The 26,957-nt window shown below is 71.9% G+C and carries 18 protein-coding genes and 1 pseudogene; 9 read left to right on the top strand and 10 right to left on the bottom strand.

Annotated elements, in window-relative coordinates; genetic code table 11:
* Positions 1-151: 151 nt before the first annotated feature.
* Both OG780_RS38015 and OG780_RS38010 read right to left on the bottom strand, forming a co-directional pair.
* Positions 152-1,654 (bottom strand): DNA-binding protein NsdB, encoded by a 1,503-nt coding sequence (locus OG780_RS38015; RefSeq protein WP_328455954.1) that lies wholly within the window; start codon positions 1,652-1,654, stop codon positions 152-154.
* Between the two features lie 59 nt (positions 1,655-1,713).
* Entirely contained in the window at positions 1,714-1,887 is a 174-nt protein-coding gene (locus OG780_RS38010; protein ID WP_158997174.1) for a hypothetical protein, read from the bottom strand.
* Here OG780_RS38010 and OG780_RS38005 point away from each other — a divergent pair.
* The 3 genes from OG780_RS38005 (at position 1,886) to OG780_RS37995 (ending at position 7,789) form a co-directional block, all read left to right on the top strand.
* Entirely contained in the window at positions 1,886-3,025 is a 1,140-nt protein-coding gene (locus OG780_RS38005; RefSeq protein ID WP_328455950.1) for an aminoglycoside phosphotransferase family protein, read from the top strand. The genes OG780_RS38010 and OG780_RS38005 overlap by 2 nt on opposite strands.
* A 263-nt stretch (positions 3,026-3,288) precedes the next feature.
* Positions 3,289-5,259 carry an N-acetylmuramoyl-L-alanine amidase gene (locus OG780_RS38000; RefSeq protein WP_328455948.1) on the top strand — a complete coding sequence of 657 codons (1,971 nt, stop codon included), beginning with the start codon at positions 3,289-3,291 and terminating at the stop codon, positions 5,257-5,259.
* Between the two features lie 172 nt (positions 5,260-5,431).
* Positions 5,432-7,789, top strand: coding sequence for a SpoIIE family protein phosphatase (locus OG780_RS37995; RefSeq protein WP_328455946.1), 2,358 nt, complete (start codon positions 5,432-5,434; stop codon positions 7,787-7,789).
* 31 nt (positions 7,790-7,820) lie between these two features.
* On the opposite strand, the gene OG780_RS37990 is transcribed toward OG780_RS37995, so the two are convergent.
* The 7 genes from OG780_RS37990 to OG780_RS37960 all read right to left on the bottom strand — a co-directional run bounded on the left by OG780_RS37990 (position 7,821) and on the right by OG780_RS37960 (position 15,957).
* The gene (locus tag OG780_RS37990; RefSeq protein WP_326789595.1) at positions 7,821-8,318 is read right to left on the bottom strand and encodes a hypothetical protein; all 498 of its coding nucleotides are present in this window, start codon (positions 8,316-8,318) and stop codon (positions 7,821-7,823) included.
* Positions 8,319-8,443: 125 nt separating this feature from the next.
* Positions 8,444-11,335 carry an ATP-binding protein gene (locus OG780_RS37985; protein ID WP_328455943.1) on the bottom strand — a complete coding sequence of 964 codons (2,892 nt, stop codon included), beginning with the start codon at positions 11,333-11,335 and terminating at the stop codon, positions 8,444-8,446.
* Between the two features lie 243 nt (positions 11,336-11,578).
* Positions 11,579-11,821 (bottom strand): DUF397 domain-containing protein, encoded by a 243-nt coding sequence (locus OG780_RS37980; protein WP_037615767.1) that lies wholly within the window; start codon positions 11,819-11,821, stop codon positions 11,579-11,581.
* Positions 11,822-11,903: 82 nt separating this feature from the next.
* Positions 11,904-13,070 (bottom strand): thiolase domain-containing protein, encoded by a 1,167-nt coding sequence (locus OG780_RS37975; RefSeq protein WP_328455936.1) that lies wholly within the window; start codon positions 13,068-13,070, stop codon positions 11,904-11,906.
* Entirely contained in the window at positions 13,067-14,122 is a 1,056-nt protein-coding gene (locus tag OG780_RS37970) for a thiolase domain-containing protein (protein ID WP_328455934.1), read from the bottom strand. Before OG780_RS37970 ends, OG780_RS37975 begins: the two co-directional genes overlap by 4 nt.
* On the bottom strand, positions 14,123-15,076 hold the full coding sequence (locus OG780_RS37965) for a Zn-ribbon domain-containing OB-fold protein (RefSeq protein ID WP_328455931.1): 954 nt from the start codon (positions 15,074-15,076) through the stop codon (positions 14,123-14,125).
* Between the two features lie 80 nt (positions 15,077-15,156).
* Positions 15,157-15,957, bottom strand: coding sequence for a crotonase/enoyl-CoA hydratase family protein (locus OG780_RS37960; protein WP_328455929.1), 801 nt, complete (start codon positions 15,955-15,957; stop codon positions 15,157-15,159).
* 197 nt (positions 15,958-16,154) lie between these two features.
* Here OG780_RS37960 and OG780_RS37955 point away from each other — a divergent pair, with 197 nt between their 5' ends.
* The 5 genes and pseudogenes from OG780_RS37955 (at position 16,155) to paaK (ending at position 22,760) form a co-directional block, all read left to right on the top strand.
* Positions 16,155-17,810, top strand: coding sequence for an acyl-CoA synthetase (locus OG780_RS37955; protein ID WP_328455927.1), 1,656 nt, complete (start codon positions 16,155-16,157; stop codon positions 17,808-17,810).
* Positions 17,811-18,291: 481 nt separating this feature from the next.
* Positions 18,292-18,668: pseudogene (locus tag OG780_RS37950) on the top strand (sulfatase); the annotation flags it as partial.
* A gap of 240 nt (positions 18,669-18,908) precedes the next feature.
* Positions 18,909-19,868, top strand: coding sequence for a 5-dehydro-4-deoxyglucarate dehydratase (locus OG780_RS37945; protein ID WP_328455925.1), 960 nt, complete (start codon positions 18,909-18,911; stop codon positions 19,866-19,868).
* A 112-nt stretch (positions 19,869-19,980) separates the two neighbouring features.
* Positions 19,981-21,315 (top strand): enolase C-terminal domain-like protein, encoded by a 1,335-nt coding sequence (locus OG780_RS37940; protein WP_328455923.1) that lies wholly within the window; start codon positions 19,981-19,983, stop codon positions 21,313-21,315.
* Between the two features lie 137 nt (positions 21,316-21,452).
* Positions 21,453-22,760: a phenylacetate--CoA ligase PaaK gene (gene paaK, locus OG780_RS37935; RefSeq protein WP_328455921.1), complete on the top strand. Its 1,308-nt coding sequence runs from the start codon at positions 21,453-21,455 to the stop codon at positions 22,758-22,760.
* A gap of 52 nt (positions 22,761-22,812) precedes the next feature.
* On the opposite strand, the gene OG780_RS37930 is transcribed toward paaK, so the two are convergent.
* A complete protein-coding gene (locus OG780_RS37930) occupies positions 22,813-24,312 on the bottom strand; it encodes an acyl-CoA synthetase (protein WP_328455919.1) in 1,500 nt (499 codons plus the stop codon).
* Positions 24,313-24,452: 140 nt separating this feature from the next.
* Between OG780_RS37930 and OG780_RS37925 the strand changes: the two genes are divergently transcribed.
* Positions 24,453-26,942 carry a penicillin acylase family protein gene (locus OG780_RS37925; RefSeq protein ID WP_328455917.1) on the top strand — a complete coding sequence of 830 codons (2,490 nt, stop codon included), beginning with the start codon at positions 24,453-24,455 and terminating at the stop codon, positions 26,940-26,942.
* Positions 26,943-26,957: the final 15 nt, after the last annotated feature.

The raw sequence follows: 26,957 nt of genomic DNA, 5'->3' as shown, positions 1-26,957 counted from the left end.
GGAGCCGGACAAGACGGAGAGACGGCCGGTACCGGCATCCTCCCCTGACGGCGGCTGACGCCGTTGTCAGCCGAGCCGCCGCGGCGCGGCCGGCGCCGAACACCCGCTCGCGCGGGAGGCGTAGAGCACCAGGGCCCCCGCAGTCGGCGCCCTAGACTCGCGCGCCGTCGCCGCGCCGGGGCTTGAGCGAACCCTTCGGCAGCGCGAGTTTGATCTCCTCACGCAGATCGCTGATCTTCGGATAGCTGGAGTACTGCCCCGTGAGCCGGTACATCTCGCGCAGCCGGTCCCAGGTGCGATGGGAGGAGTTGGAGCCCATCGACGTCAGGGCCAGTCGCGCGTAGCGGTCGGCCTGTTCGGGATCGTCGGCGATGAAGCAGGCCGAGGCGAGCGAGATGTGGTCGAAGATCTTCGACCGGTCCCGCCCCGACTCCCGCAGCTTCAGCGCCTCCTTGGCGTGACGCTGCGCGGTCGCCGCGGCGGCCGGCTCGTGCTCGGCGAGCGTGCGGTAGGCGAGCGCCTGCATGCCGTGCATGTCGGCCTCGTCGAACAACTGCATCCAGCTGGGCGGAGGGACGTCACCCCGGTCGGAGACGAACAGGTCCTCCGCCACACCCAGGGTGCGCCGCATGGCCTGCCCCTTGCCCAGGGACGCCTGTGCCCAGGCCTCGATGGTGTGCAGCATCGCCTGGGTGCGGGGCAGCACCTCGTCACCGGATCCGGACTTGGCGAGCTTCATGAGGTCGAGTGCGTCGTCGGGGCGGCCCAGATGCACCATCTGACGGGCCGCCCGGGAGAGCGCCTCCCCCGCGCGGGGCCGGTCGCCGCCCTCGCGGGCCGCATGGGCGGCGATGACGAAGTACTTCTGAGCCGTGGGCTCCAGGCCGACGTCGTGCGACATCCAGCCCGCGAGGACGGCGAGATTGGCGGCGACGCCCCACAGGCGTCGCTGGAGATGGTCGGGGTGCCGGTAGGAGAGCATGCCTCCCACTTCGTTGAGCTGGCCCACCACGGCCTTGCGTTGCAGCCCGCCACCGCGGGCCGCGTCCCAGGCCCGGAACACCTCGACGGAGCGCTCCAGTTCCTCGATCTCCTGCGACCCGATGGGGGCGGCCTCGTAGCGGTCGAACCCGGCGGGGTCGGCATGCAGGGGGTCTTCGAACTTCGGAGCGTCGGCCGCGAGGGCCGGATCGTTGCGGAGCCAGTCGTGCATGGCAGGGCTGAGTGCGGATCCCGCGGCGAGCGCGGCACCCGCGCCCACCAAGCCGCGTCGGTTGAGCATGAGGTCCATTCCCGTGAATTCGGTGAGGACCGCGGCGGTTCGGTCGGGCGCCCACGGCACTCCGTCGGGATGTTCCGCACTCCCGGCGGCGCCTTGCCGTTTCCCCGCGCGCCCGTGCCGGACCAGACCGAGGTCCTCGATGGTCACGACACGGCCGAGACGCTCGGTGAACAGAGCCGCCAGCACCCGCGGCACCGGATCACGCGGGATCTCTCCCATGTCGATCCACCGCCGCACCCGCGAGGTGTCGGTCGCCAGCTGGGGGTGGCCCATGGCCGCCGCCTGCCGGTTGACCAGCCTCGCGAGTTCACCCTTGGACCAGCCGGCCAGGCCGAACAGGTCCGACAGACGAGTGTTGGGTTGTCCGTTCACGTCAAGCCCCCAGGTTCTCGGCTGATTTCGACAGTAACCGCCTGTCAGTTGCTGAGCGACTATTCGCCAGGGTTCGCCAGGGTGCGCCAGATGGTGTGCCAGTGGACGTCGGGTGTCAGGTAGGAACGCGCCACCCCGACCCGGTTGCCAGGGACATTCCCCAGGATGAACCAGGCGGCCGGGGCGGGCAGCGCGGCAACTTGCAGGCACACGAAGGGATCTGTTTCGCCCATGTACACAGCATCGTCCTCCGTGTCCGCTCCGCCCCGGTCGTTGCACTCCCGCCCGGTGGGCAGCGGCCCTTACCTCGACCCCGCACGTCAGGCGGCCCCCGTGCTCGGTGCCGGCCGGACGCGGCGCGTGCCGGGGCTCGGCACCCAACCGCTCAGCGGGAGACTCGACTTGTCCGGCCCTCAGGGCGCCCAGCTGCGCACGGCGATCGCGTCGGTGCACCGGATCTGTCCGGAGTTCGCTCCGGTCCAGGTGCTGCGCCGCAGCGGACGCTCCGTGCTCCTCGTCGGCACGACGGGACGCAGCACGGCCGTCGCCAAGTGCTTACTGGACCACTCCCCCGTCTGGGCCGAGCGGATCAGGCACGAAATAGCTGCATACCGTCTGTTCGTCCGGCACCGCCCGCCTGTTCGGGTGCCCCGGCTGATCGCGGCGGATCCGGACAACTGCACACTGGTGATCGAGCGCATGCCGGGCCGGGTGGCCGCGCTCCAGCGCCACCCGGTCGAGGCCCCGCCCCGCGCGGACATCCGCGCCGCGCTGAGCGCGATCTGCCGGCTGAACGCCTGGCGGCCGCCGGCCGGGACCTTCAACGCCCCGCTGGACTACGCGGAACGGATCTCCCGCTTCCACGAGCTGGGGCTGCTCACCGACCGGGACATGGGTGACCTCCAGAAACTGGTGCACGGCATCGCGACGTCCTCCGGCCGCCAGGGCATGGGCCAGTTCTGCCACGGCGACGCCCTCCTGTCCAACATGCTTCTCTCACCGGCCGGTCCAGTGCTGGTGGACTGGGAGCACGCGGGCTGGTATCTGCCGGGCTACGACCTGGCGACACTGTGGGCGGTCCTCGGCGACGCTCCCGTGGCGCGCCGTCAGATCAGCCAGCTCGCACAGTCGGCGGGCCCGACGGCTCGGGACGCCTTCCTGGTGAACCTGATGATCGTCCTGACCCGCGAGATCCGTACGTACGAGATGGCCGTGCAGCGTTCCCTGCACGACGCGGCCCCGGCGGCAGCGGGCCCCGCCCACCCGGCTGCTGCGCCGTCCGGCGAGGAACAGCGGCTGCTGCTGAGGCGGCTGCACGACGACTGCCAGCTGGCCCGCCGGGCCGTACGCGCGGCTGTCGGCACTCGCTGAAGAGGAAGGGAGGTCCGCGGTGGCGCCGACACACCGGCGCACCGCGGACCTCCCTCATGCACGACCCGCCGTTCGGAGCATTGGTCCACGCCACTGACGCCCCGCAGGCCGGGAGCCCTCCGCCACGAAACCCCCTTCACCCCACGCTGACATGGGAAATCGCCTCCTCCTGGGCATGATTGACGGATCGTCGGAGAGCGGGTAGCACTGACGCGTTCGGCTCTCGCACGCCCCACCGCGCCCCACCGTCCCAGGAGGCTGCATTGCACCGGTCCGCCACCGAACCCCAGGGCACCACCAGGCACAGACGCGCGCGCAGAACCGCAGGAGCCGTCGCCTCGGCGGCGCTGCTGCTGCCGCTGCTCGGCGCGGCCCCTTCGGGCTCGGCCGAGGAAGTGCCCACGACCCGGTTGCAGCAGGCTTTCGCCGCCGCGGCCGGCGAGTACCACGTTCCGCAGAGTGTGCTGCTCGCGGTTTCCTATCTCCAGTCCCGCTGGGACACGCACGACGGTGCTCCGAGCGTCACCGGCGGCTACGGCCCCATGCACCTGACCGACGCCCGGACGGCGATCGCCGCGACCCCGCATCACGGCGACGGCGCGGAGGACGCCCGCGGCGACAGTTCGCGCCCCGCCCTCCTGCCGGACGCACGGCTGCCCACGGACTCCCGGCTCCCGGCCCGGCTCACCACACTGGCCAAGGCCGCCGATCTGACCGGCCTGCCGCCCAAGCGGCTGCGCACCGACGCGGCGGCGAACGTCGCAGGCGGCGCGGCGCTCCTGGCCGCCGCGCAGCGGGACCTCGGCCGGCCCCTGAGCGACGACCCCTCCGACTGGTACGGAGCGGTGGCACGTTTCTCGGGTGCGGACGACAGCAGCACCGCTGCGGCCTACGCCGACGACGCGTACGACGTGATGCGCACCGGTGAGCGGCGCACCACGGATGCCGGCCAGCAGGTGACGCTCGCCGCTCGGCCCGGGCTGAGCCCGGACACGGCGCAGCTGCGCCGTGCGGGACTGCGGACGGCCTCCGCCGACGGCACCGAGTGCCCGAGGACCGTGTCCTGCGAGTGGATCCCCGCCCCGTACGAGGAGTTCGGCGAGGGCGACTACGGCAACCACGACCTGGGCGACCGCCCCGCCTCGCAGAGCATCAAGTACATCGTCATCCATGACACGGAGGGCACCTGGGACGGTGTGCTGAACCTCGTCCAGGACCCGACCTATGTGTCGTGGAACTACACCCTGCGCTCGACCGACGGGCACATCGCCCAGCATGTGAAGGCCAAGGACGTAGCCTGGCACGCGGGCAACTGGTACATCAACGCGAAGTCGATCGGCCTGGAGCACGAGGGCTTCCTGACCGCGCCCGACACCTGGTACACCGAGGAGATGTACCGGGCCTCCGCCCGTCTGGTGCGGTACCTCGCCCGGAAGTACGACATCCCGCTGGACCGGCAGCACATTCTCGGGCACGACAACGTACCGGGCCCCACCGCCTCCACCATCCCGGGGATGCACACGGACCCGGGCCCGTACTGGGACTGGCAGCACTACTTCACCCTCCTCGGGCACCCGTTCCACCCCACGCTCGGCAAGGGCGGTGACCTGGTGACGGTCCTGCCCGACTTCGACGCGAACCAGCCGGTGTACACGGGCTGCGTCACCAAGGGCGAGCCCTGCGCCGCACACGGCTCCAGCGAGGTACGGCTGTACTCCCAGCCGGACGAGAACGCGCCGCTGGTCCAGGACATCGGCCTGTACCCGAAGGGCGACGCCTCGACGACCGGGGTGAACGACGTCGCCTCGCGTGTCTCCACCGGACAGCGGTACGCGCTCGCCGGACGTGACGGCGACTGGACGGCGATCTGGTACCTGGGCCAGAAGGCCTGGTTCGAGAACCCGCGCAAGCAGCCGACCGCGGTGAGGGCGTCGGGGCCGGCCGTGACACCCAAGGCGGGCCTGGCGGAGATCCCCGTGTACGGCAGGGCGTACCCGGAGAAGGAGGCGTACCCGGCGGGCGTGCCCGTCCAGGCCGTCTCACCCCTGCCGTACAAGATCCTCGCCGGCCAGCGCTACGCGGCCGGCGACAAGGTGCCCGGCGAGTACTTCTACGCACCGACCTTCGACACCGCACCGCACCGGGTCGTGATCGGTACGGACATGTACTACGAGATCCAGTTCGGGCACCGGGTGCAGTTCGTGCGGGCGGCGGACGTGGACCTGGTTCCGTAGGGCGTCCGGCGGTCCGGGGCCGGGCCCGTACGGGGCGGGCCCGGCATCCGGATCGCCGAAGGCAATGACTGGCACCGGCAACCGGCCAGGGAAAGCGCCGTCGAGGACAGGTTCGGCCGCGGTCGGACCAGTTAACGACATGTAACGGCGCTGCTGCTCTCCGTGCGCTCTGATGGGCCGTTCACGGAACACGGGACACCCTGGGGCAGGCATGGGCAACTTCGTCAAAGAGACTTCAACGCGGCCGGCCGGTGCGGCGGTCCCCCAGCGATGCGAGTGCGGTGGCGAACCGCGCAACGACGCTCCGGCGGGGGCCGAGGAAAGGTTTCGGGGTCTGCTGGAGGCGGCACCGGACGCCATGGTCATCGTCGACGACACCGGAACCATCAAACTCGTCAACGCCCAGACCGAAGCCCTCTTCGGCTACACCCGCGAGGAGCTTCTGGGTCACTCGGTGGAACTGCTCGTACCGGGCCGCTTCCGCGGCCACCACCACCATCACCGCGACGGATACGCCGACAACCGGCAGGTCCGCCCGATGGGCGCGGGACTCGAACTCCACGGACTGCGCAAGAACGGCACCGAGTTCCCCGTCGAGATCAGTCTCAGCCCGCTGGAGACCACCGACGGGCTCCTCGTCTCCGCCGCCGTCCGCGACGTCAGCGACCGCAAGGCCGCTGAGGAAAGGTTTCGGGGTCTGCTGGAGGCGGCACCGGACGCCATGGTCATCGTCGACGACACCGGAACCATCAAACTCGTCAACGCCCAGACCGAAGCCCTCTTCGGCTACCGGCGCGAGGAACTGCTCGGACACCCCGTCGAGCTCCTCGTGCCCGGCCGCTTCCGCGGCCACCACCACCGCCACCGCGACGGATACGCCGACAACCGGCAGGTCCGCCCGATGGGCGCGGGACTCGAACTCCACGGACTGCGCAAGAACGGCACCGAGTTCCCCGTCGAGATCAGTCTCAGCCCGCTGGAGACCACCGACGGGCTCCTCGTCTCCGCCGCCGTCCGCGACGTCAGCGACCGCAAGCGCGCCGAAGCCCGGATCAACGAACTGGCCGGTCTCGTGGAGTCCTCGCAGGACGCGATCCTCGCCAAGACCCTGGACGGTCACATCACCTACTGGAACGCGGCGGCGCAGCGGCTGTACGGCTACTCGCGTGCCGAGGTGATGGGCAGGCACGTGTCCCTTCTCGCGACCACGGAACGGCGGAGCGAGATCGACCTGCTCCTCGACCGGCTGCGCAGCGGTGAGAAGGTCGAACACTTCGAGACCCTGCGGCTGACCCGCTCGGGCGCCCTGCTGGACGTGGACATCACGCTGTGGCCCACCCGTGACGCGGACGGCACGGTGATCGGCGCGTGCGCGATCGTCCGGGACATCAGCGACCGCAAGAAGGCCGAGGCGGAGCTGACCTTCCTGTACGAGCAGCAGCGGCACATCGCCCTCACCCTCCAGCGCAGCCTCATGGGCACCCCGCCCGCCATTCCCGGTCTGACCACCGCGAGCCGCTACCGGCCCGCCACGCAGGGAGCGGGCGTGGGCGGGGACTGGTTCGACCTGATCCCGCTGGGAGCCGGCCGGGTCGGGGTGCTGATCGGCGATGTGATGGGCCGCGGTCTGGAGGCCGCCGCCGTGATGGGCCAACTGCGGTCGGCCGCGCACGCCCTGGCCAAGACCGGTATGCAGCCTCGCCAGTTGATGCAGGCCCTGGAGGCCGTCGTCGGTGATCTGGACGTGCCCGACCAGCTTGTGACCTGCTGCTATCTGGTCATCTCCGCCGACGCGGGCGAGGTGACGGTCTGCTCCGCCGGGCATCTGCCGACCCTGGTGGCCACGCCCGGCGTCGGCGCCCGGCCGCTCCCCGCGCCGGTGAACGCGCCGCTCGGTGTCGGCGACATCCTCTACGAGCAGGCGACGTCGCTGATCCCGCCCGGGGCGACCCTCGTCCTGTACACCGACGGTCTCATCGAGACGCCCGGCAGCGACATCGAGGACCAACTCACCGAGCTCACCGCCACCCTCACGGGCCTGTTCGTCGCCGCGCCCGATCTGGAGGACGCCGCCGACCACGTGCTGTCGGCCCTGCTGCCGGACGCCGACGGGCACAACGACGATGTCACGCTGCTGCTCACCCGGCTGCCCGAGGGGCCCCTGGCCACCGTCGACACCGACCTGCCCGCGGTGCCCGAGTCGGTCCCGGAGGGCCGCGCCTTCCTCAGCAAGGCGCTGACCGCCTGGGACTGCGCTCCCGCGGCGGACGACGCCCGGCTGCTGCTCTCCGAGATCCTCACCAACGCCGTGCAGCACGCGCAGGGGCCCATCGGTCTGCATCTGTGCCGCACCGCGACCGACCTGACCGTGGAGATCAGCGACCGCAGCCCGCATCTGCCGCAGCCCCGGACGGCCGGCGAGGGCGAGGAGTCGGGACGGGGTCTGATCCTGGTCCGCGCGCTCGCCGACAACTGGGGTGTGCGTCCCACCGACGCGGGCAAGACCACCTGGTTCACCCTCAAGCTGTGACGGCCGGCGGGGTGTTGGGCCGCGTCGGGCCTCAGCCCTGCTGGAAGAGTTCTGCCGGGAGCGGCTTCAGGAGCGCGTACAGGTCGTCCGTGATCGGACGGTCCCAGGCGGCGATGGTCACCAGGACGTTGTCGCTGCGGTCGAACTGGACGCAGGAGATACGGGTCTCGGAGAGCTTCAGCCTGCGCACGATCAGAAGGTTGTCGCCCTGCATCACCGGCATGTCCTCGGTCCCGGTGACGGTGACCTCTTCGTTGTTCTCCAGCGCGATGAGGAGCTGGGCCACCTCGAAGGGGACCTCGTTCTCGGCGACGTCCCGGGCCTGGGAGCCCTCGGGCAGATTGCCGATGATCATCGCGGGACCGCGGCCGCCGAACAGGTCGTAGCGCAGGAAGACGCCCTGGCAGCTGCCGTCGGGGGCGGGCAGCAGGCCCGCACCGAGATTGCCGGGCCAGTCGCCCGGATCCATGGCCAGAACATCGAACTCGGGCCCGGCGGGCGTGGCACTGCGGCGGCGGAGGAAGGACATGCCGCAATGGTACGTGCACGGCCGCGTACCGGTCCCACGGGAGCCGTGCGTACCCGGCCCGCGGGTGTTGTGCGTACCGGTCCCACGGGAGCTGCGCGTGCGGGGCGGAGGACGGCCCGGCCGCGTCAGGACGTGGCCTGGTCCCCCAGGGCCGCTCCGAGTCCTCTGCGGTCGGTGCCGACCTTGCGGTAGACCGCCGACAGGAGCCGGGTCACGGCGTGCTCGTCGATGTGCAGTTCCTCGGCGATCTGGGCCGGGGTCCGGTCCCGTGCGGTGAGCGCGGCGGCGGTGCGCTCGCGGGCGGTGAGGGTGTCCGTCTCGGTGCTGTGCAGACGGCGCGGCCGCAGCCCCGCCGAGGCCAGCTCGTCGCGGGCGTCCTCGATCAGTCCGTCGGCACCGCACTGGACCGCCGCGTCGAGGCCGCGGTAGAGGTGCTCGGCGGCTTCCCTGGGGCGTCCGGCGCGACGCAGCTCGGTGCCCAGGGCGACCAGGGAACAGGCCAGTTCGTAGGCGGCTGGGGAACGCTCCAGATGACCGACGGACTCCTCGAGGAGCTGGACGCGGGCCGGGCCGGGGGAGACCTCGGCGGCGACGCGCAGAGCCTGGCCGATCGTGGAGGGGGCGCCGTACTGGCGGGCGCGGTTCACCGCTTCGAGTGCCGTGTCGACGGCGCGCTCCGGGGCGTCGTGGCTCTCGGCGCGGGCGAGGTGGAGCTGCCAGGGACACCAGGCGGGGTTGCGCATGCCGCGCCGGTCGAGCCGGCGGCCGGCGGACGCGAGCTCGTCGGCCGCGTCCTTGGCGAGGCCGCGGGCGAGCAGGAGTTCGCCGTACACGGTCTGGGCGTCGGGGAAGGTCACGGCGGCCGAGAAGGGTGCGTGGAAGGCGTAGGCCTCGCCGGTGCGCGCGGCCTCCTCGACCTGGCCCCGGGCGAGCAGGACCTGGATGAGGGTGCCCACCGCGTACCAGTGGACGGGCGTACCGGGCCCGACGCGTTCGGCGAGCCTGAGACCCGCACGGACGAAATCCTCGGCCTCGGCGAGACGGCCGCGGCGGAAGCGGACGTATCCGAGGATCGTGTAGCCGAAGGAGAGGTGGGCGCCGTGCCAGCCCTGGGATTCGAAGTCGGCGATCCCGGTCGCGAAGAGTTCTTCGGTCCGGCCCGGCCGGTCGGCGTACATGAAGGTCATGGCGACCAGGACCGGGACCTCGAAGCCGCGGTCGGCCTCGGCCCAGCCGAGGCCGCCGGCCAGGGCGCGCTCGGCGTGGTGGAGGGCGACGGGAGCCGGTTCGCCGCGCAGGGTGGCGTCCCAGGCGCGGAGCCCGATGACATAGCGCTCGGTGAGGTCGTGGCCGGTGAGCCGGTCGGCGAGGCGGGCCAGCCGGCGGGAGCGGGCGGGCGAGTCGGGTTCGTCGGCGCGGAAGGCGTCCCACATGAACTGCTCGGACTGCATGCGCAGACGTACCCGGGCGTCGCCGGTGACGGGGATCTCGCGGGCGAGGGTCTCGGAGGCCTCGGCGAGGCGGTCGCTGTGGGCGAGCACCTGGGAGAGACGGTAGACGATGTTGTGGCGCAGATCGGGGTCGGTGATCGGTTCCTCGAGGGCCGCGCGCAGATGGTTGACCGTGGTTCCCGGCTCGGTGAGCAGGGACGCGCAGCCCAGTTCGTACAGCACGGCGGCACGGTCCTTGAAGGGCGGCGGTTCGCGCAGGGCGCGCGCCAGATAGCGGCGGGCGGCGTCCGGGGCGCCGGCGCGCTGGGTCTCGCGGGCGGCGGCGCGCAGTTGCTGGACGATCAAGGTGTCGCCGTCGGGGTGGGTCTCCATGAGGTGGCGGGCGGCGGCGGCCGGGCCGAGGCCTTCGTCGATCACGCACCAGGCGGCCTGGCCGTGCAGGGCGACGCGGACGCTTCCGGGGATGTCCCGGTAGACGGCGGTGGCGATCAGCGGGTGGACGAATTCGAGGGGGTCGGCGCCGGTCAGGATGCGGGCGGTGCGCAGGGCGTCCGCGGCGTCGGCGGCCTCCTCGGAGCCGAGGCCCGCGACGGCGGCGGCGAGCGTCGGGTGGATCTCGGTGCCGAGCACGGCGCAGGCCCAGGCGAAGCGGACGGTCGCGGTGCCGAGGCGTTCGAGGCGGGCGACGATGCCACTGCCCTTGACGGCGGCGGCGAGGTCGCGCAGGAGGTGCGCTCCGTCCTCGGTCGGGGTCAGCCCGCGGTCACGGACCTTGGCGGTCAGCTCGACGGCCTCGAAGGGGTTGCCCGCGGTGACGGCCCAGCACTCGCGGCAGAACGCGTCGTCGGCCTGGGTGCCGAGGTCTTCGCGGACGAGCCGGGCGACGGCCGCCGCGCTGAGCGGTTCGAGGCCTATGGGGCGCTGTCCGGCACGACCGGGCAGTCCCCTGAACGCCTCGGCGTGTTCGGGGAGTTCGTCGGGGCGGTAGGCGACGACGAGCAGCAGCGGGAGTTGCTCGGCGCGGGGCGCGAACGCGGCCAGCCAGCTGAGCGATTCGGCGTCGGCCCAGTGCGCGTCGTCCAGGAGGAGCACCATGGGGGCGCGCTGTACGGCGAGGTGGGTGAGCACCCAGTCGAGTCCGGCGCGCAGGCCCTGCTGGTCGGGCGGGGCGCCCTCGGACGGTGCGCAGAGGCCGAGCGCGGGGCCGACGATGGCGTACCAACTCCCCAGGGAGGCACGGAGTTCGGCCTCGGTGAATCCGGCGAGCTGCGGTTGAAGGAGCTGTCGGGCGACGTGGAAGGCGACGCGTTGTTCCTGTTCTCCGCCGCGCGCGCTCAGCACGGTGCAGCCCTTGGCCGCAGCGCGCCTGCGGACCTCGCGGAGGAGGGTCGTCTTGCCGATCCCGGCACGTCCGGCGAAGGCGAGGAGCGCGCCGCGGGGGCGGCCGGGCGGCTCGCCGGGTTCCCGGCGCAGGCAGACGAGGTCGCTCAACGCCTCGTCTGCGGCCGAGAGTTCACTCTCACGCTCGAAGAGCGTCCGACGGCTGCGAAGGCTGCGTTGCCCCATGATCACCCCCTGCCACGATCACGCGTCCGCGCGGGGATGCGGATGCGCACCGTGACCTCCAGGCACCTCAGCGTACGCCCCGATCATCCACGGGGCAGCCCGTTCGGACGCTCCTGGTCAGAACCTCGTGAGTGACGGCGGAGCCGCGGGAGGACCGGCCGGTGGGCGGCGTTCCGGGCGCGGGGCCAGGGCCGCCGCCCACCTCTCGTCGAGGGGGCGGGGCGGGGCCCGGCGGTCGTCGGTTCAGGTCAGGTCGAACTCCCCTTCGCGGGCCCCCGATACGAACGCCCCCCATTCCGCGGGCGTGAAGATCAGAGAAGGGCTCTGGGGGCGGCCACTGTTGCGCATCGCGATGAAACCCTCGACGAAGGCGATCTGGACATCTCCGCGCCCTCGGCTGCTGGACTGCCAGTCGGCGTTGCTGAGGTCCAGCTCCGGCTTGTCCCAGCCCGCGAGCGGGTGCTGCTCGATGGTGCTCTCGGCCACGTCCTGCTCCTCCCGGTTCGTCGTCCGCGGCCAGCCTAGCGATCGGTCCGTGCCGCGCACAGGCCATGTGAGGGGGACGGTGTCAGGAGGTGGGCGGCTCGGCGCCGACCAGCCACATCGAGAAGAACTGGGATCCGCCGCCGTAGGCGTGGCCGAGCACCCTGCGCGCCCCTTCGACCTGGTGCTCTCCGGCCTGGCCGCGTACCTGGAGGGCCGCTTCGGCGAAGCGGATCATGCCGGAGGCGCCGATCGGGTTCGTGGAGAGGACGCCGCCCGACATGTTGACGGGCAGGTCGCCCTCCAGTTCGGTCACGCCCGACTCGGTGAGTTTCCATCCCTCGCCCTCGTCGGCGAAGCCGAGGTTCTCCAGCCACATGGGCTCGTACCAGGAGAACGGGACGTACATCTCGACGGCGTCGATGTCGCGGCGGGGGTCCGCGATCCCGGCCTGGCGGTACACGTCCGCCGCGCAGTCCTTTCCGGCCTGCGGGGACACGAAGTCCTTGCCGGCGAAGAGGGTCGGCTCGCTGCGCATGGCGCCGCCGTGCATCCAGGCGGGCGGGCGCGGTGAACGGGCCGCTCCCGCGCGGTCGGTGAGGATCATCGCGCAGGCCCCGTCGGAGGAGGGGCAGGTCTCCGAGTAGCGGATCGGGTCCCAGAGCATGGGCGAGGCCTGGACCTTCTCCAGGGTGATGCCGTGCTCATGGAGGTGCGCGTAGGGGTTCTTCAGCGCGTTGCGGCGGTCCTTGTACGCGACGAGCGAGCCGACGGTGTCGGGTGCGCCGGTGCGCCGCATGTAGGCGCGTACGTGCGGTGCGAAGAAGCCGCCCGCGCCGGCGAGCAGCGGCTGCTGGAAGGGGATGGGCAGGGACAGACCCCACATGGCGTTGGATTCGGACTGTTTTTCGTAGGCGAGGGTCAGGACGGTGCCGTGGACGCGGCCGGCGACGAGGTTGGTGGCGACGAGTGCCGTCGATCCGCCGACGGAGCCCGCCGTGTGCACCCGCAGCATGGGTTTGCCAGTCGCCCCGAGCGCGTCCGCCAGGTACAGCTCGGGCATCATGACGCCCTCGAAGAAGTCGGGCGCCTTGCCGATGACGACGGCGTCGATGTCGGCCCACGTCAACTCGGCGTCGGTGAGCGCGCGTTGGGCGGCCTCGCGGACGAGTCCCGCGATGGACACGTCCCGGCGTGCCGCCACGTGCTTGGTCTGGCCGATCCCTACGACGGCCACGGGCTCCTTGCTCATCGGGCGTCCCCTTCGAGTACGGCGACCAGGTTCTGCTGGAGGCAGGGGCCGGAGGTGGCGTGGGCGAGCGCCCGGTCAGACTCCCCGCGGTGGACGCGTGCGGCGGCCTCGCCGATGCGGATGAGCCCTGCCGCCATGATCGGGTTGGCGGCGAGGGCGCCTCCCGACGGGTTGACGCGCACGCTGTCGCCGAGCCGCAGCGCTTTGCGCAGGACGACTTCCTGGGAGGAGAAGGGGGCGTGCAACTCGGCCGTGTCGACAGGTCGTTCGAAGGCCCCCGCCCGTTCGGCGGCGAGCCGGGCGGACGGGGAGTCGGTCAGGTCGCGCACGCCGAGGGAGTGCGCCTCGATGCGGTGGTCGATGCCCCGGATCCAGGCGGGCCGCTCGCACAGTTCGCGGGCCCGGTCCCCCGCCGCGAGGATCACGGCCGCGGCCCCGTCGCCGATGGGCGGGCAGTCTCCTGTGCGCAGCGGTCGTACGAGGTAGTCGCCCTGCGGCACCGAACCCCTGAGCTGGGCATGGGTGTTGGTGTCCGCCGCGGCGCGGTTGCGGGCGGCGACCGCGGCGAGTTCGAGTTCGTCGGTCTCGCCGGCGTCGATGAGCGCCCGCGCCTGGAGTGCGGCGAGGGCGACCGAGTCGGGCCAGAGCGGGGCCACGTAGTACGGGTCCAGCTGGCGTGTCAGGACGTCGCGTACGGAGCCGGGCGAGGACTTGCCGTAGGAGTAGACGAGCGCGGTGTCGGCGTCGCCGGTCAGCAGTTTGGTCCACGCCTCGTACAGCGCCCAGGCCCCGTCCATCTCGACGTGCGACTCGGAGATCGGCGGCCACGCGCCCACGCCGTCGAGCGCCATGGTGAAGGAGAAGGCGCGGCCCGCGAGATAGTCGGTGGAGCCGGAGCAGGTGAAGTCGATGTCACCGGCCCGCAGGCCCGTCCGGTCGAGGACCTCGTGCAGGACCGGAAGGAGCATCTCCACCTCGGAGACCTCGTCGGTGGTGCGCCGGTGGTCGCTCTGCGCGAAGGCGACGACGGCGATGTCCCTGGCGGTCCGCATCTACAGCATCTCCTTGTACGTCTCGTAGTCCGCGTCCGGTTCTCCGGTGGGCCGGTAGTGGTCGGGATGGTGGCCGTCCTCGGACCACACGGGCTCCACGCGCAGGCCCATCCGGACCTCGTCGTAGGGGATGCCGCCGATCCGGCCGTGCAGCGCGAGGCCGGCGCCGTCGAGGGCGATGTGCGCGTAGACGTACGGGACTTCGATGTCGAGGTTCTTCGCCTTGATGTTGACGATGCAGTACGTGGTGACGGTGCCGCGCGGGCCGACCTCGACCTGTTCGGAGGTGGCCACCCCGCAGGTGGGACAGGCCCCCTTGGGCGGGACGTAGACCTTGTGGCAGGAGGGGCAGCGTTCGCCGAGGATCCGCCGTTCGGCGAGGCCCGCGATGTAGGCGGCCTGGGCGCGGCCCGGCGAGTAGATGTAGTCGAGCCGTGCGGGGGCGACGATTCCGGTGACCATGTCCGCGAACCGGCCGTCGTGGCCCGCGGGTTCGTCCGGGGGTTCGCCCGGGGCGCCGTCGCAGGGCTCGAAGCAGGCGATGTCGGTGATCGCGCCGGAGCGTTCGCGGGCCCAGCGGACGCGGACGCGCATCCCGGTGTGCACGGCCTCGGGGCCGGGGGCGTCGAGGGCGTGCAGCAGGGCGGTGTCGGCGCCGTCGAGCCTGACCAGGACCCAGGCGAAGGGGGTGGTGAGGGGCTGGCCGCGGCGGGGTTCGTGGTTCCAGGCCCAGGTGGTGACGGTGCCGGTGGGGGCGACCTCGACGAGGTCGTGTATCTCCTCGGCGGTGACGGGGTCGTACTCGACGGGCGGGACGAGGGTGCGTCCGTCGGCGGTCCGCACGCCGAGGACGACCTGTTCGCGCAGGCCCGTGAGGAAGGCGCTCTGCACGGGGCCGAGCGAGCGGGTGAAGGGGAACTCGACGACGAGGGGGGCTTTGAGGACTTCGGGCATCCCGGATCTCTCCTTCCAACGGCCAGGCCGTGCCGTGTCCGCGGGGCGGACGGGGCACGTCCGGGGGCCGGGCTTGCGGGTCAGGCCCGCCGGTAGACGGGCGGGCGCTTCTCGGCGAAGGCCCGGGAGCCTTCCTTGGCGTCGGCGGTGTCGAACACCGGCCAGCCGCGCCGCAGTTCGGCGGCGAGCCCGTCGGTCTCGGTCAGCTCGGCGGTCTCGTACACGGACGCCTTGACGGCCTCGACGGCGAGCGGACCGCAGGCGTTGATCTGCTCGGCGACGGCGAGCGCCTTGTCCAGCGCCGTCCCGTCGGGCACCACATGGCCGATCAGCCCGATGCCCGCGGCCTCCTGGGCGGTGTACGGGCGTCCCGTGAGGAGCATTTCGAGGGCGTGGGTGCGCGGGATCTGGCGTTGCAGCCGCACCGTCGAGCCGCCGATCGGGAAGAGTCCGCGCCTGACCTCGAAGAGCCCGAAGGTCGCGGAGGCTCCGGCGACGCGGATGTCGGTGCCCTGGAGGATCTCGGTGCCGCCCGCGACGCAGTACCCCTCGACGGCGGCGATCACCGGCTTTCGCGGGCGGTGGTGGCGCAGCATGGCCTTCCAGTGCAGATCGGGGTCGGCCTTGAGCCGGTCCCGGTACTGCTCGCCCTCCATGCCCCGGCCGGCCAGGGCCTTGAGATCCATCCCCGCGCAGAAGGCACCACCGGCGCCGGTGAGCACGATCGAGCGGATCCCGTCGTCCTCGTCGGCCTCGACCCAGCCGTCGTACAGACCGACCAGCATCGGCAGCGAGAGCGCGTTCCTGGCCTCGGGCCTGTTGAGCGTGAGCACCAGTGTGGCGCCTTCGCGTTGCACGGTGAGGTGTTCGGTCCCACCCATGGGCGTCCTCCCGTCTCGGATGCGAGAACAGGTTGCAGGAGCCGTCCATCCAGTACAAGGGTTTTCTGACAGACAGTCAGATTTCTTGTGCCGGGGCCCTTCCCACTTGGGTCGGGCTTTGCTCTGATGACCGTCGGGTCCGGGGCGGACACGCCCTGGCGGCACTCGGCCACGGACGTGCACGGTCAGGAGGAGCGGTGGAGTACAACCTTGCCGACCTGTTCGAGTCGGTCGTCGACGTGGTCCCGGACCGCGAGGCGCTGGTCTACGTCGACATCCCGGGCACGGGCGCCGAGCGCCGGCTGACGTACGCGGAGCTGGACGCGGCCGCGAACCGTATGGCGCACCATCTGATCGACAGCGGGATCCGCCCCGGCGAACACCTCGGCCTGCACCTGTACAACGGCGTCGAGTACCTCCAGACGGTGCTGGCCTGCCTGAAGGCGCGCATCGTCCCGGTCAATGTCAACTACCGTTACGTGGAAGAGGAGTTGTCCTACCTCTATCAGGACGCGGACCTGGTGGCCCTGGTCTTCGACGCGGAGTTCACCGACCGGGTGGCGGCGGCACGGCCACGGGCACCGCGGCTGCGTCATCTCGTCCGTGTGGGGGCCGCCGCACCCGGAGCGGGCGCGGTGGACGCGGAGGGCCCGGCGGGCTCCGAAGGTGCGGTGGACGCCGTGGAATTCGGTGACGCCGAGGCCGCCGGTTCGCCCCTGCGCGGATTCTCCCCGCGTTCCGCGGACGACCAGTTCATCATCTACACCGGCGGCACGACGGGGATGCCCAAGGGCGTCATGTGGCGGCAGGAGGACCTCTTCTTCGCCGGGCTCGGCGGTGGCGCGCCGACCGGCGATCCGGTGACGAAGCCGCAGGAGCTCGCCGAGCGCGTCGCGGCCGGGGGTGCCGGAATCACCTTCTTCCCCACTCCCCCGCTGATGCACGGCACTTCCACGCTCACCGCGTTCATCGCCTTCAACTTCGGGCAACGGGTCGTGCTCCACCGCAAGTTCGCTCCCGAGGACGTCCTGCGCACGATCGCGAAGGAGAAGGTGACCAGTGTGTCGCTGGTCGGCGACGCGATGCTGCGGCCCCTGATCGACGCGCTGAACGGCCCCCTGAAGGGCACGGACTGTTCCGCCCTGTTCAGCGTGTCCTCGTCCGGCGCGATCATGTCGGACACCGTGCGCGAACAGTTCCAGGCGCTCGTCCCGAACGTGATGCTGCTGAACAACTTCGGCTCCTCGGAGTCCGGCTTCAACGGCACCGCGACGGCCGACTCCGGACCCGAGCGCGGCTTCCGCATCCGCGTCAACGCCCGTACGCAGGTGGTGGATCCGGTGACGTACGAGCCGGTCGCGGCGGGCGAGCCGGGACGGGTCGCACAGCGCGGCCATGTGCCCCTCGGCTACTACAACGACCCGAAGAAGACTGCCGAGACGTTCTTCCGCAAGGGCGACGAGCGCTGGGTGCTCCTCGGCGACATGGCCACGGTCGACGAGGAGGGCATCGTCATCGTCCTCGGCCGCGGCTCCCAGTGCATCAACACCGGCGGCGAGAAGGTGTATCCCGAGGAGGTCGAACAGGCCCTGAAGTCGCATCCGGACGTGTACGACGCCCTGGTCGCCGGAGTGCCGGACCCGAAGTGGGGCAGTCACGTGGCGGCCGTCGTCCAGCTCCGCGAGGGCGCGCCGCGGCCGTCGCTCGACGACATCCAGACGCACTGCCGCGCCCGTCTGGCCGGGTACAAGGTCCCGCGCCAGTTGGTGATCACCAACTCCATCCAGCGTTCGCCGAGCGGCAAGGCCGACTACCGGTGGGCGCGGGAGGTGGCGGTGACGGCGGACCGGTAGCGGCCGGCGGTGACATCCGGGTGATCCTGCCGACGTACTCTGTGCGCGGTCGGCCTCCGCCGTCGAACCGGAGGTGACGGCCGGCCGTACGGGGGGGGTGACGGGAAAGCCTCCGTCGCTGCCAGCACCGGGTTACGCACGGAAGGACCTTCGGGTGTCGCACCACACACCTCCTCGTCGACTGCCGGATGCCGACGCGGGTCCGGACCCCGACGCGACGGCGCCGGACGCGACCCGGGGGGACTCCGAGACAGCCGAACGGACCGCGACGCACACCGGTTCCGGAACGGATGAGCGGGCGGAGGAGGCGGCCGGCGCCGAAGAGCGCCGCGAGACCCCCGTCGAAGCCGGCGTCCCGCACCCCGCCGCCCACGACGAAACCACCACGCACCCGGCCGACGACGAGGCCACCGTCCCGCACCCCGCCGACGACGACGATCCGGCGATGGGACCGGAGGTCGACGCGAGGCTCAAGGAGGGCGAGGGAACGAACCCCACGGAGGTCTGGAAGAGCTCGAAGCGGGTGCGGACCGAGTACCGCAAGGCCATCCAGTACTCCCTGGACAGCCTGACCCAGTGGGTCCAGCGCTACGGCGACGACGACACCGTCCTCGTCTTCCTCGGTGACCACCAGCCCGTCCCGACGGTCACGGGGGGGGCGGCACCGGCAAGGACGTGCCCGTCACCATCGTCGCCCGCGACCCGGAGGTACTGGACCGCGTCTCCGACTGGGGCTGGACGGACGGGCTCGAGCCCGCGGCCGACGCGCCGGAATGGGCGATGAACGAGTTCCGCGACCGCTTCATGACGGCGTACGGCCCGAACCCGGGCGCCGGGGCCGCGACGACGTCGCACTGACGGCCCCGAGCCCGGCCTGGTCCTTACCGCTCCTGCGGAGATCCCCGGCCCGCTCCGAACATCCGACCCGAACACAGCGGGCCCGCGACCTCCCCGGCCGCGGGCCCGCCGCGTTGCGCGGACACCCTCCGCGGCCACCCGGCACCGGATCCGCGGCACCCTCCCCATTGACCCCGAGGGTTCACGAATCTAACCTGAGTTCTCATACATAGACAGCATCTGCATACAGGGATGAGACTCATGGCAGGGTTCAGCACGGATCCGGGCGGCGTGGTCCAGCGGTTGCGGGACGGCATGGCGAGCGGGGTCCTGTCCTTCCCGCTCACGAGCTTCACGGCGGACGGCGACCTCGACCCGGAGTCCTACCGGGCCTACCTCGCCGACCGGCTCGCCACGGCCCCCGGCGCGGTGTTCCCCGCCTGCGGAACCGGCGAGTTCAGCGCGCTGGACGAGGACGAGTACCGCGCCGTCGTCACCGCCACGGTCGAGATCGCGGACGGCCGCATGCCCGTGGTCGCGGGCACCGGCTACGGATGGGCGCAGGCGCTGCGGTTCGCCCGGATCGCCGAGGAGGCCGGCGCGGACGCCCTCCTCGTACTGCCGCACTATCTCGTCGAGGCCCCCGAGTCCGGCCTGGTCGAGCAGCTGCGCCGGATCGCCGCCGGCACCCGGCTGCCGCTCATCGCCTACCAGCGCGGCCCGGTCGCCTTCACCCCCGAGGGGCTGCGGGCCGTCGCGGCGGTCCCGGGCGTCATCGGGCTCAAGGACGGACACAGCGACCTCGACCGGCTCCAGCGCCTCACGCTCGCCGCGCCCGACGGCTTCCTGTTCTTCAACGGGGCCGCCACCGCCGAGATCCAGGCCCGCGCGTACGCCGCCGTCGGCGTCCCCGCCTATTCGTCGGCCGTCCACGCGTTCGCGCCCGAGATCGCCGGCGCCTTCTTCACCGCCCTGCGCACCGGCGACGAGGCGACCGTGAACAAGCTGCTGCGCGACTTCTACGTCCCGCTCGTCGAGCTGCGCGACACGGTGCCCGGCTACGCCGTGTCCCTGGTCAAGGCCGCCGCCCGGCTGCGGGGTCTGCCCGTCGGTCCGGTGCGCGCGCCGCTCACCGATCCCGCCCCGGCCGATCTGGCCGCTCTGGAGCGGATCCTCGACACGGGACTGGCCCTCGTCGGAGCGGTGCGGCGGCCCGCCTGAGGCACGCGGGGGAACCGCCCCGCGCGGCTCGGGGCGGGCCGGCACCCGGCCCGGCCCGTCGCCGTCACCCTGGGATTCCCGGCCCCGGTCACCCACGTACGCAAGGAATGTGATGAAGAGTCAGCAACCGACGATCACCGAGTTCTCCGTCTACCCCGTCGCCGGACGGGACTGCATGGAACTGAACCTGTCGGGCGCCCACGGTCCCTGGTTCACCCGCAACGTCGTGGTCCTCAAGGACTCCGAGGGGCGGACCGGGCTCGGCGAGGTGCCGGGCGGGGAGAAGATCACCCGGACACTGCGCGACGCCGGGCCTCTGGTCCTCGGGGCGAAGGTGGGCGACTACCAGCGTGTCCTGCGCGAGATCGGGGACCGTTTCGGCGACCGGGACGCGGGCGGCCGCGGCGCCCAGACCTTCGACCTGCGCACGACCGTCCACGCCGTCACGGCCGTCGAGTCGGCCCTCCTCGACCTGCTCGGCCAGCACCTCGACGTGCCGGTCGCCGCCCTGCTCGGCGACGGGCAGCAACGCGACCGGGTGCGGGTGCTGGGCTACCTCTTCTTCGTCGGCGACCCGGACCGCACGGATCTGCCCTACGTACGCGAGAGCGGCTCGGACGTGGACTGGTACCGCCTGCGGCACGAGGAGGCGCTGACGCCCGCCGCGATCGTCCGGCAGGCCGAGGCCGCCCACGAGCTGTACGGGTTCCGGGACTTCAAGCTCAAGGGCGGCGTCCTGGAAGGCACCGAGGAGGTCCGGGCCGTGCACGCGCTCAAGAACCGCTTCCCCGAGGCGCGCGTCACCCTCGATCCCAACGGGGCCTGGTCCCTGCGTGAGGCGATCGAGCTGTGCGGACCGCTGGTCGGCACGCTCGCCTACGCCGAGGACCCCTGCGGCGCCGAGGACGGCTGCTCGGGGCGGGAGATCCTGGCCGAGTTCCGCCGGGCGACGGGGCTGCCGACGGCGACCAACATGATCGCCACGGACTGGCGGCAGCTCACCCACGCCCTGGCGCTCCAGTCGGTCTCGATCCCGCTCGCCGACCCGCACTTCTGGACCATGCGGGGCTCGGTACGGGTGGCCCAGCTCTGCAACGCGATGGGCCTGACCTGGGGCTGCCACTCGAACAACCACTTCGACATCTCGCTCGCCATGGTCACCCACTGCGGAGCCGCCGCACCGGGCCCGTACAACGCCCTCGACACCCACTGGATCTGGCAGGAGGGCCTGGAGCGGCTCACGGTCGCCCCGCCTCGCATCGTCGACGGCGAGATCGCGCTGCCGGACGCGCCCGGACTGGGCGTCCGGCTGGACATGGACCGGCTGCTCGCGGCGCACGAGCTGTACCTGAAGGAGGCGCTCGGCGCCCGGGACGACGCCGTCGCCATGCGCCACCTCGTTCCCGGGTGGGAGTTCGACCCCAAGCGCCCCGCCCTGGTGCGCTGAACGGCCGCCCGGTCCGCTCCGCCGAAAAGCGCCGCCGACCCCTTGCACTGGCGGCGGACACCTGAATTACTGTCCGGAACAGGGCGACCGAATGATCGGTCGTCCGCTATGGCACGGTTGGCGAGAGAGAGGGCGCGATGGCGGGCTCGACGGACCCGAAGGGCCTGCTCGACGCGGGCGAGCGGCTGGACGCGAAGGAGCTGCGGGCGCTCCAGCTGGAGCGGCTGCGCGCCTCGCTGCGGCACGCGTACGAGAACGTCCCCTTCTACCGCGAGTCCTTCGACAAGGCCGGGCTGCGCCCCGACGACTGCCGCTCGCTCGCCGATCTGGCCCGGTTCCCGTTCACGGTGAAGGCGGATCTGCGGGAGAACTACCCGTACGGGATGTTCGCCGTACCGCAGGACCGGATCCGGCGCATCCACGCGTCGAGCGGGACGACCGGGCGGCCCACGGTCGTCGGCTACACGGAGAACGACCTGTCCATGTGGGCCGACATGGTGGCCCGTTCGATCCGCGCGGCGGGCGGCCGGCCCGGCGACAAGGTCCATATCGCCTACGGCTACGGCCTGTTCACCGGCGGACTCGGCGCCCACTACGGCGCGGAACGCCTCGGCTGTACGGTGATCCCCGCGTCCGGCGGCATGACGGCACGTCAGGTCCAGCTCATCCAGGACCTGAAGCCCGAGATCATCATGGTGACACCGTCGTACATGCTGACCCTCCTCGACGAGTTCGAGCGCCAGGGCGTGGACCCGCGCGGCACCTCGCTGCGGGTCGGCGTGTTCGGGGCCGAGCCGTGGACCGAGGAGATGCGCCGCGAGATCGAGGAGCGGTTCGCGATCGACGCGGTGGACATCTACGGCCTCTCGGAGGTCATCGGCCCCGGGGTCGCCCAGGAGTGCGTGGAGACCAAGGACGGTCTGCACATCTGGGAGGACCACTTCTACCCGGAGGTCGTCGACCCCCTCACCGGTGAGGTGCTGCCGGACGGCGAGGAGGGCGAGCTGGTCTTCACCTCGCTCACCAAGGAGGCCATGCCCGTGATCCGTTACCGGACACGGGACCTGACGCGGCTGCTGCCCGGTACGGCGCGGGTCTTCCGCCGGATGGAGAAGATCACCGGGCGCAGCGACGACATGGTGATCCTGCGCGGGGTCAATCTCTTCCCGACGCAGATCGAGGAGATCGTTCTGCGGACTCCCGGGGTCGCCCCGCACTTCCAGCTCCGGCTGACCCGCGAGGGCCGCCTCGACGCACTCACCGTACGGGCGGAGGCCCGGTACGGCGCCACACCCGAGGCGCGCGAGGCGGCGGCGCGGACGATCACCGCGGGCATCAAGGACGGGATCGGTGTCTCGGTCACGGTGGAGATCGTCGAGCCGGAGTCCCTGGAACGGTCGGTGGGCAAGCTGAAGCGGATCGTGGACCTGCGCCCGCGCGCCTGACCGACCGCGGACAGGGCCGCGGGGGCTCCTGACACCCCCGCGGCCCTGTCCGCTACGCCCGGCCGAACCGGTCCCGCAGTTCCCGCTTGAGGATCTTCCCGCTGGCGTTGCGGGGCAGCTCGTCCACGAACAGGACCCGCTTGGGCGCCTTGAAGCCGGCGAGCTTCTCGCGTGCGTGGGCGATCAGTTCGTCCTCGGTGACCTCGCCCCGGGGGACGACGACCGCGGTGACGGCCTCGATCCAGCGCTCGTCGGGGAGCCCGACGACGGCGACCTCGGCGACCCCCTCGTGCGTGTACAGCGCGTCCTCGACCTGCCGTGAGGCGACCAGGACGCCACCGGAGTTGATGACGTCCTTCACCCGGTCCACCACGGTGAAGTATCCGTGGGCGTCGCGCACGGCGAGGTCTCCCGAGTGGAACCAGCCGTCGCGGAACGCCTCGGCCGTCTCCTCGGGCTTGTCCCAGTAGCCCTCGCACAACTGCGGTGAGCGGTAGACGACTTCGCCCGGCGTTCCGTCCGGCACGTCCTTGCCGTCCTCGTCGACGACCCGCGCGTCCACGAACAGCACCGGAGTGCCGCAGGAGTCCATCCGGCCCTTGTGCTCGTCGGGGCCGAGGACGGTGGCGAGGGGACCGATCTCGCTCTGGCCGAAGCAGTTGTAGAAGGCCAGCTTCGGCAGCCGTTCGCGCAGCCGTTCCAGGACGGGGACCGGCATGATCGACGCGCCGTAGTACGCCTTGCGCAGGCCGCTCAGGTCGCGTTCGGCGAAGTCGGGACGGTTCGACAGCCCGATCCACACGGTGGGCGGGGCGAACAGGCTGTCCGCGCGGCCCGCCTCGATCAGGTCGAAGATCTGTCCGCCGTCCGGCGCGTCGAGGATCGTGTTCGAGGCGCCGACCGCGAGGTAGGGCAGCAGGAACACATGCATCTGCGCCGAGTGGTAGAGCGGCAGCGAGTGCACCGGCAGGTCCCCGGCGCTCAGATCGAGGGCCGTGATCGCGCTCAGGTACTCGTGCACCAGGGCGCGGTGCGTCATCATCGCGCCCTTGGGCAGCGCGGTGGTGCCCGAGGTGTAGAGCAGCTGCACGAGCGTGTCGCCGCGCGGCTCGTCACCGTCGTACGGGCGTGCCGCCTCCAGTCGTACGAGGAGCGAGTCGTCGGCGTCGCGCAGCGGCAGGGTCCGTACGCCCTCCGGGAGCCGGCCGGCGAGGTCGGGGTCGGTCAGGACCAGGGCGCATCCCGACTGGCCGACGATGTAGGCGAGGTCGTCACCGGTCAGGTTCTGGTTCACGGGCACATGGACGAGCCCCGCGCGGGCGCAGGCGAGGAAGCCGATCAGGTAGGCGTCCGAGTTGTGGCCGTAGGCGCCCACGCGGTCCCCGGGGGTCAGCCCCTCGTCGAGGAGGACGGTCGCCGCGCGGGAGACGGCCTCGTCGAGTTCCGCGTAGGTCCAGGAGCGCTCCCGGTAGTCGACGGCGCGCCGCGCCGGTGTGCGCCGGGCACTGCGCCGCAGCACCCCGTCAACCGTACTGCCGTGTCCAGGCGTCATGTCACGTGATCCTCGGTCCACGGGAGGGGGAGGTCAAGTCACCGCACGCGAGCCGGGACGGAGCCGGACGGACACTCCGACGGCGCACTACCCGTTGGTACGCTCAACCGCCCCTTCCCTCAATGATGTTGGGAGGCACGATGCGCACCCGTGGAAGACGGTTACTCGTCGCGGCCGTCGCTCTGTTGACCGCCGCGACCGCGCTGCCCGCGGCCGCCGCCGAGCGGCACGCCGGACAGGAACATCCCTCGCACGGCGGCCTGTCGGCCGTGATCCGCTACACCGAGTACGGCATTCCGCACATCGTCGCCAAGGACTACGCGAACCTCGGCTTCGGCACCGGCTGGGCCCAGGCCGCCGACCAGGTGTGCACCCTGGCCGACGGGTTCGTGACCCTGCGCGGCGAGCGGTCCCGCTTCTTCGGGGCCGCCGCGGCACCGGACGGTTCGCTCTCCTCGGCGTCCACGAACCTCTCCAGCGACCTCTACTACCGCGGTGTGCGCGAGGCCCGCACGGTCGAGAAACTGCTCGCCGAGCCCGCCCCGCGGGGACCCAGCCGCGATGTCAAGGACCTGATGCGGGGCTGGGCGGCCGGCTACAACGCGTGGCTGGCGCAGAACCGCGTCACCGATCCGGCGTGCCGGGGGGCCGCCTGGGTCCGCCCGGTGACCCAGGTGGACGTCGCCGCGCGGGGGTTCGCGCTGGCCGTGCTCGGCGGCCAGGGGCGCGGAGTCGACGGCATCACCGCCGCACAGCCACCGGCGCCGACGACGGCGCCGACGACGGCGACAGCGACAGCGGGAACGGGAACGGGAACGGGAACGGGAACGGGAACGGGAACGGCCACAGAGGCTGTCACCGGTGTGCCCGACGTGAAGGACACCGCCGCCGCCGCCGCGCGTGAGCTGTTCGACACCGCCGACATGGGATCGAACGCCGTCGCCTTCAGCGGTGCCTCGACCGCGAACGGCCGTGGTCTGCTGCTCGGCAATCCGCACTATCCCTGGCAGGGCGGACGCCGCTTCTGGCAGGTGCAGCAGACGATCCCCGGCGAGCTGAACGTCCAGGGCGGCGCCCTGCTCGGCACGGCGACGGTGTCCATCGGTCACACCGCCCGGATCGCCTGGAGTCACACCGTCGCGACGGGCGTCACGCTCAACCTCCATCAGCTCACGCTCGATCCGGCCGATCCGACGACGTATCTGGTGGACGGCAGGCCGGAGCGGATGACGCGGCGCGGCGTCACCATCGACGTGCGGGACGGCACGCCGGTGACGCGCACGCAGTGGTGGACCCGGTACGGCCCCGTCGTCACCACGCTCGGCGCCCAGGTGCCGCTGCCGTGGACGGCCACGACGGCGTACGCGCTCAACGACCCGAACGCGGCCAACCTCCGGGCCCCGGACACCGCGCTGGGCTTCAGCAGGGCCCGCGACACGACGGGCGTCCTCGACGCACTCACACGGACCCAGGGGCTGCCGTGGGTGAACACGATCGCCGCCGACTCCGGCGGCCACTCGCTGTTCACCCAGTCACAGGTGCTCCCGCGCATCACCGACGAGTTGGTCCAGCGCTGCTCGACGCCGCTGGGCCGGGCCCTGTACCCGTCGTCCGGGGTCGCCGTGCTGGACGGTTCGCGCGGCGACTGCGCGCTCGGCAGCGATCCCGACGCCGTGCAGCCCGGCATCTTCGGTCCGGCCAGGATGCCGGTGCTGAAGGACGCCCCGTACGCGGAGAACTCCAACGACAGTGCCTGGCTGGCGAACGCGGACCGGCCGCTGACCGGGTACGAGCGGGTGTTCGGCACGATCGGCACGCAGCGCTCGATGCGTACGCGCGGCGCCGTCGAGGACGTGGCCCGGATGGCCGCGCGGGGGCGGCTGACCGTACGGGATCTCCAGGCGCAGCAGTTCGCGAACCGGGTGCCCGCGGGTGATCTCGTCGCCGCCGACGCGGCGCGCGCCTGTGCCGCGCTGCCGGGCGGCACGGCGACGGGCTCCGACGGCAGGGCCGTCGACGTGAGTGAGGCGTGCGGTGTGCTGCGGGCCTGGGACCGTTCGATGGACACCGGCAGCCGGGGCGCGCTGTTCTTCGACCGCTTCTGGCGGAAGCTGACGGCCACGGTGCCGGGGGCGCAGCTCTGGAAGGTCCCGTTCTCGGCGGCCGATCCGGTCCGCACCCCGAACACCCTCGACACCTCCGTACCGGGCTTCGCGACGGCGCTGGCCGACACGGTGACGGAGTTGCGGGCGGCGGGAATCGCCCTCGACGCGCGGCTGGAATCCGGCCAGTTCGTCGTACGGGGCGGCCGGCGCATCCCCGTACCGGGCGGCACGGAGTCCCTCGGGGTGTGGAACAAGGTGGAGATGCCGTGGAACCCGTCGGCCGGCGGCTACACGGAGGTCACCACGGGGTCCTCGTACATCCAGGCCGTCGGCTGGGACGGCGGCCGCTGCCCGGTCGCCCGCACCCTGCTGACGTACTCCCAGTCCTCGAACCCGAACTCGCCGCACTACAGCGATCAGACGCGGCTGTTCTCGGACGAGAGGTGGGTGACGTCCCGGTTCTGCGAGAAGGACATCCTGTCGTCGCCGGGGCTGCGGGTGGTCCGGGTGAGCGACCGGCGCTGACCTCGGGCGGCGGGC

This window comes from Streptomyces sp. NBC_00386 (assembly GCF_036063235.1).
GTDB lineage: Bacteria > Actinomycetota > Actinomycetes > Streptomycetales > Streptomycetaceae > Streptomyces.
Note: the sequence above shows the minus strand (reverse complement) of the source record. Positions and strands in the feature narration are given on the sequence as shown.

Excerpts from the sequence above, each read along its gene's own strand:
- OG780_RS38005 (WP_328455950.1), top strand. The coding sequence starts at position 1,886 with ATGTACACAGCATCGTCCTCCGTGTCCGCTCCGCCCCGGTCGTTGCAC.
- OG780_RS38010 (WP_158997174.1), bottom strand. The coding sequence starts at position 1,887 with ATGGGCGAAACAGATCCCTTCGTGTGCCTGCAAGTTGCCGCGCTGCCC.
- OG780_RS37995 (WP_328455946.1), top strand. The coding sequence starts at position 5,432 with ATGGGCCGTTCACGGAACACGGGACACCCTGGGGCAGGCATGGGCAAC.
- OG780_RS37990 (WP_326789595.1), bottom strand. The coding sequence starts at position 8,318 with ATGTCCTTCCTCCGCCGCCGCAGTGCCACGCCCGCCGGGCCCGAGTTC.
- OG780_RS37985 (WP_328455943.1), bottom strand. The coding sequence starts at position 11,335 with ATGGGGCAACGCAGCCTTCGCAGCCGTCGGACGCTCTTCGAGCGTGAG.
- OG780_RS37975 (WP_328455936.1), bottom strand. The coding sequence starts at position 13,070 with ATGAGCAAGGAGCCCGTGGCCGTCGTAGGGATCGGCCAGACCAAGCAC.
- OG780_RS37970 (WP_328455934.1), bottom strand. The coding sequence starts at position 14,122 with ATGCGGACCGCCAGGGACATCGCCGTCGTCGCCTTCGCGCAGAGCGAC.
- OG780_RS37965 (WP_328455931.1), bottom strand. The coding sequence starts at position 15,076 with ATGCCCGAAGTCCTCAAAGCCCCCCTCGTCGTCGAGTTCCCCTTCACC.
- OG780_RS37960 (WP_328455929.1), bottom strand. The coding sequence starts at position 15,957 with ATGGGTGGGACCGAACACCTCACCGTGCAACGCGAAGGCGCCACACTG.
- OG780_RS37945 (WP_328455925.1), top strand. The coding sequence starts at position 18,909 with ATGGCAGGGTTCAGCACGGATCCGGGCGGCGTGGTCCAGCGGTTGCGG.
- OG780_RS37940 (WP_328455923.1), top strand. The coding sequence starts at position 19,981 with ATGAAGAGTCAGCAACCGACGATCACCGAGTTCTCCGTCTACCCCGTC.
- paaK (WP_328455921.1), top strand. The coding sequence starts at position 21,453 with ATGGCGGGCTCGACGGACCCGAAGGGCCTGCTCGACGCGGGCGAGCGG.
- OG780_RS37930 (WP_328455919.1), bottom strand. The coding sequence starts at position 24,312 with ATGACGCCTGGACACGGCAGTACGGTTGACGGGGTGCTGCGGCGCAGT.
- OG780_RS37925 (WP_328455917.1), top strand. The coding sequence starts at position 24,453 with ATGCGCACCCGTGGAAGACGGTTACTCGTCGCGGCCGTCGCTCTGTTG.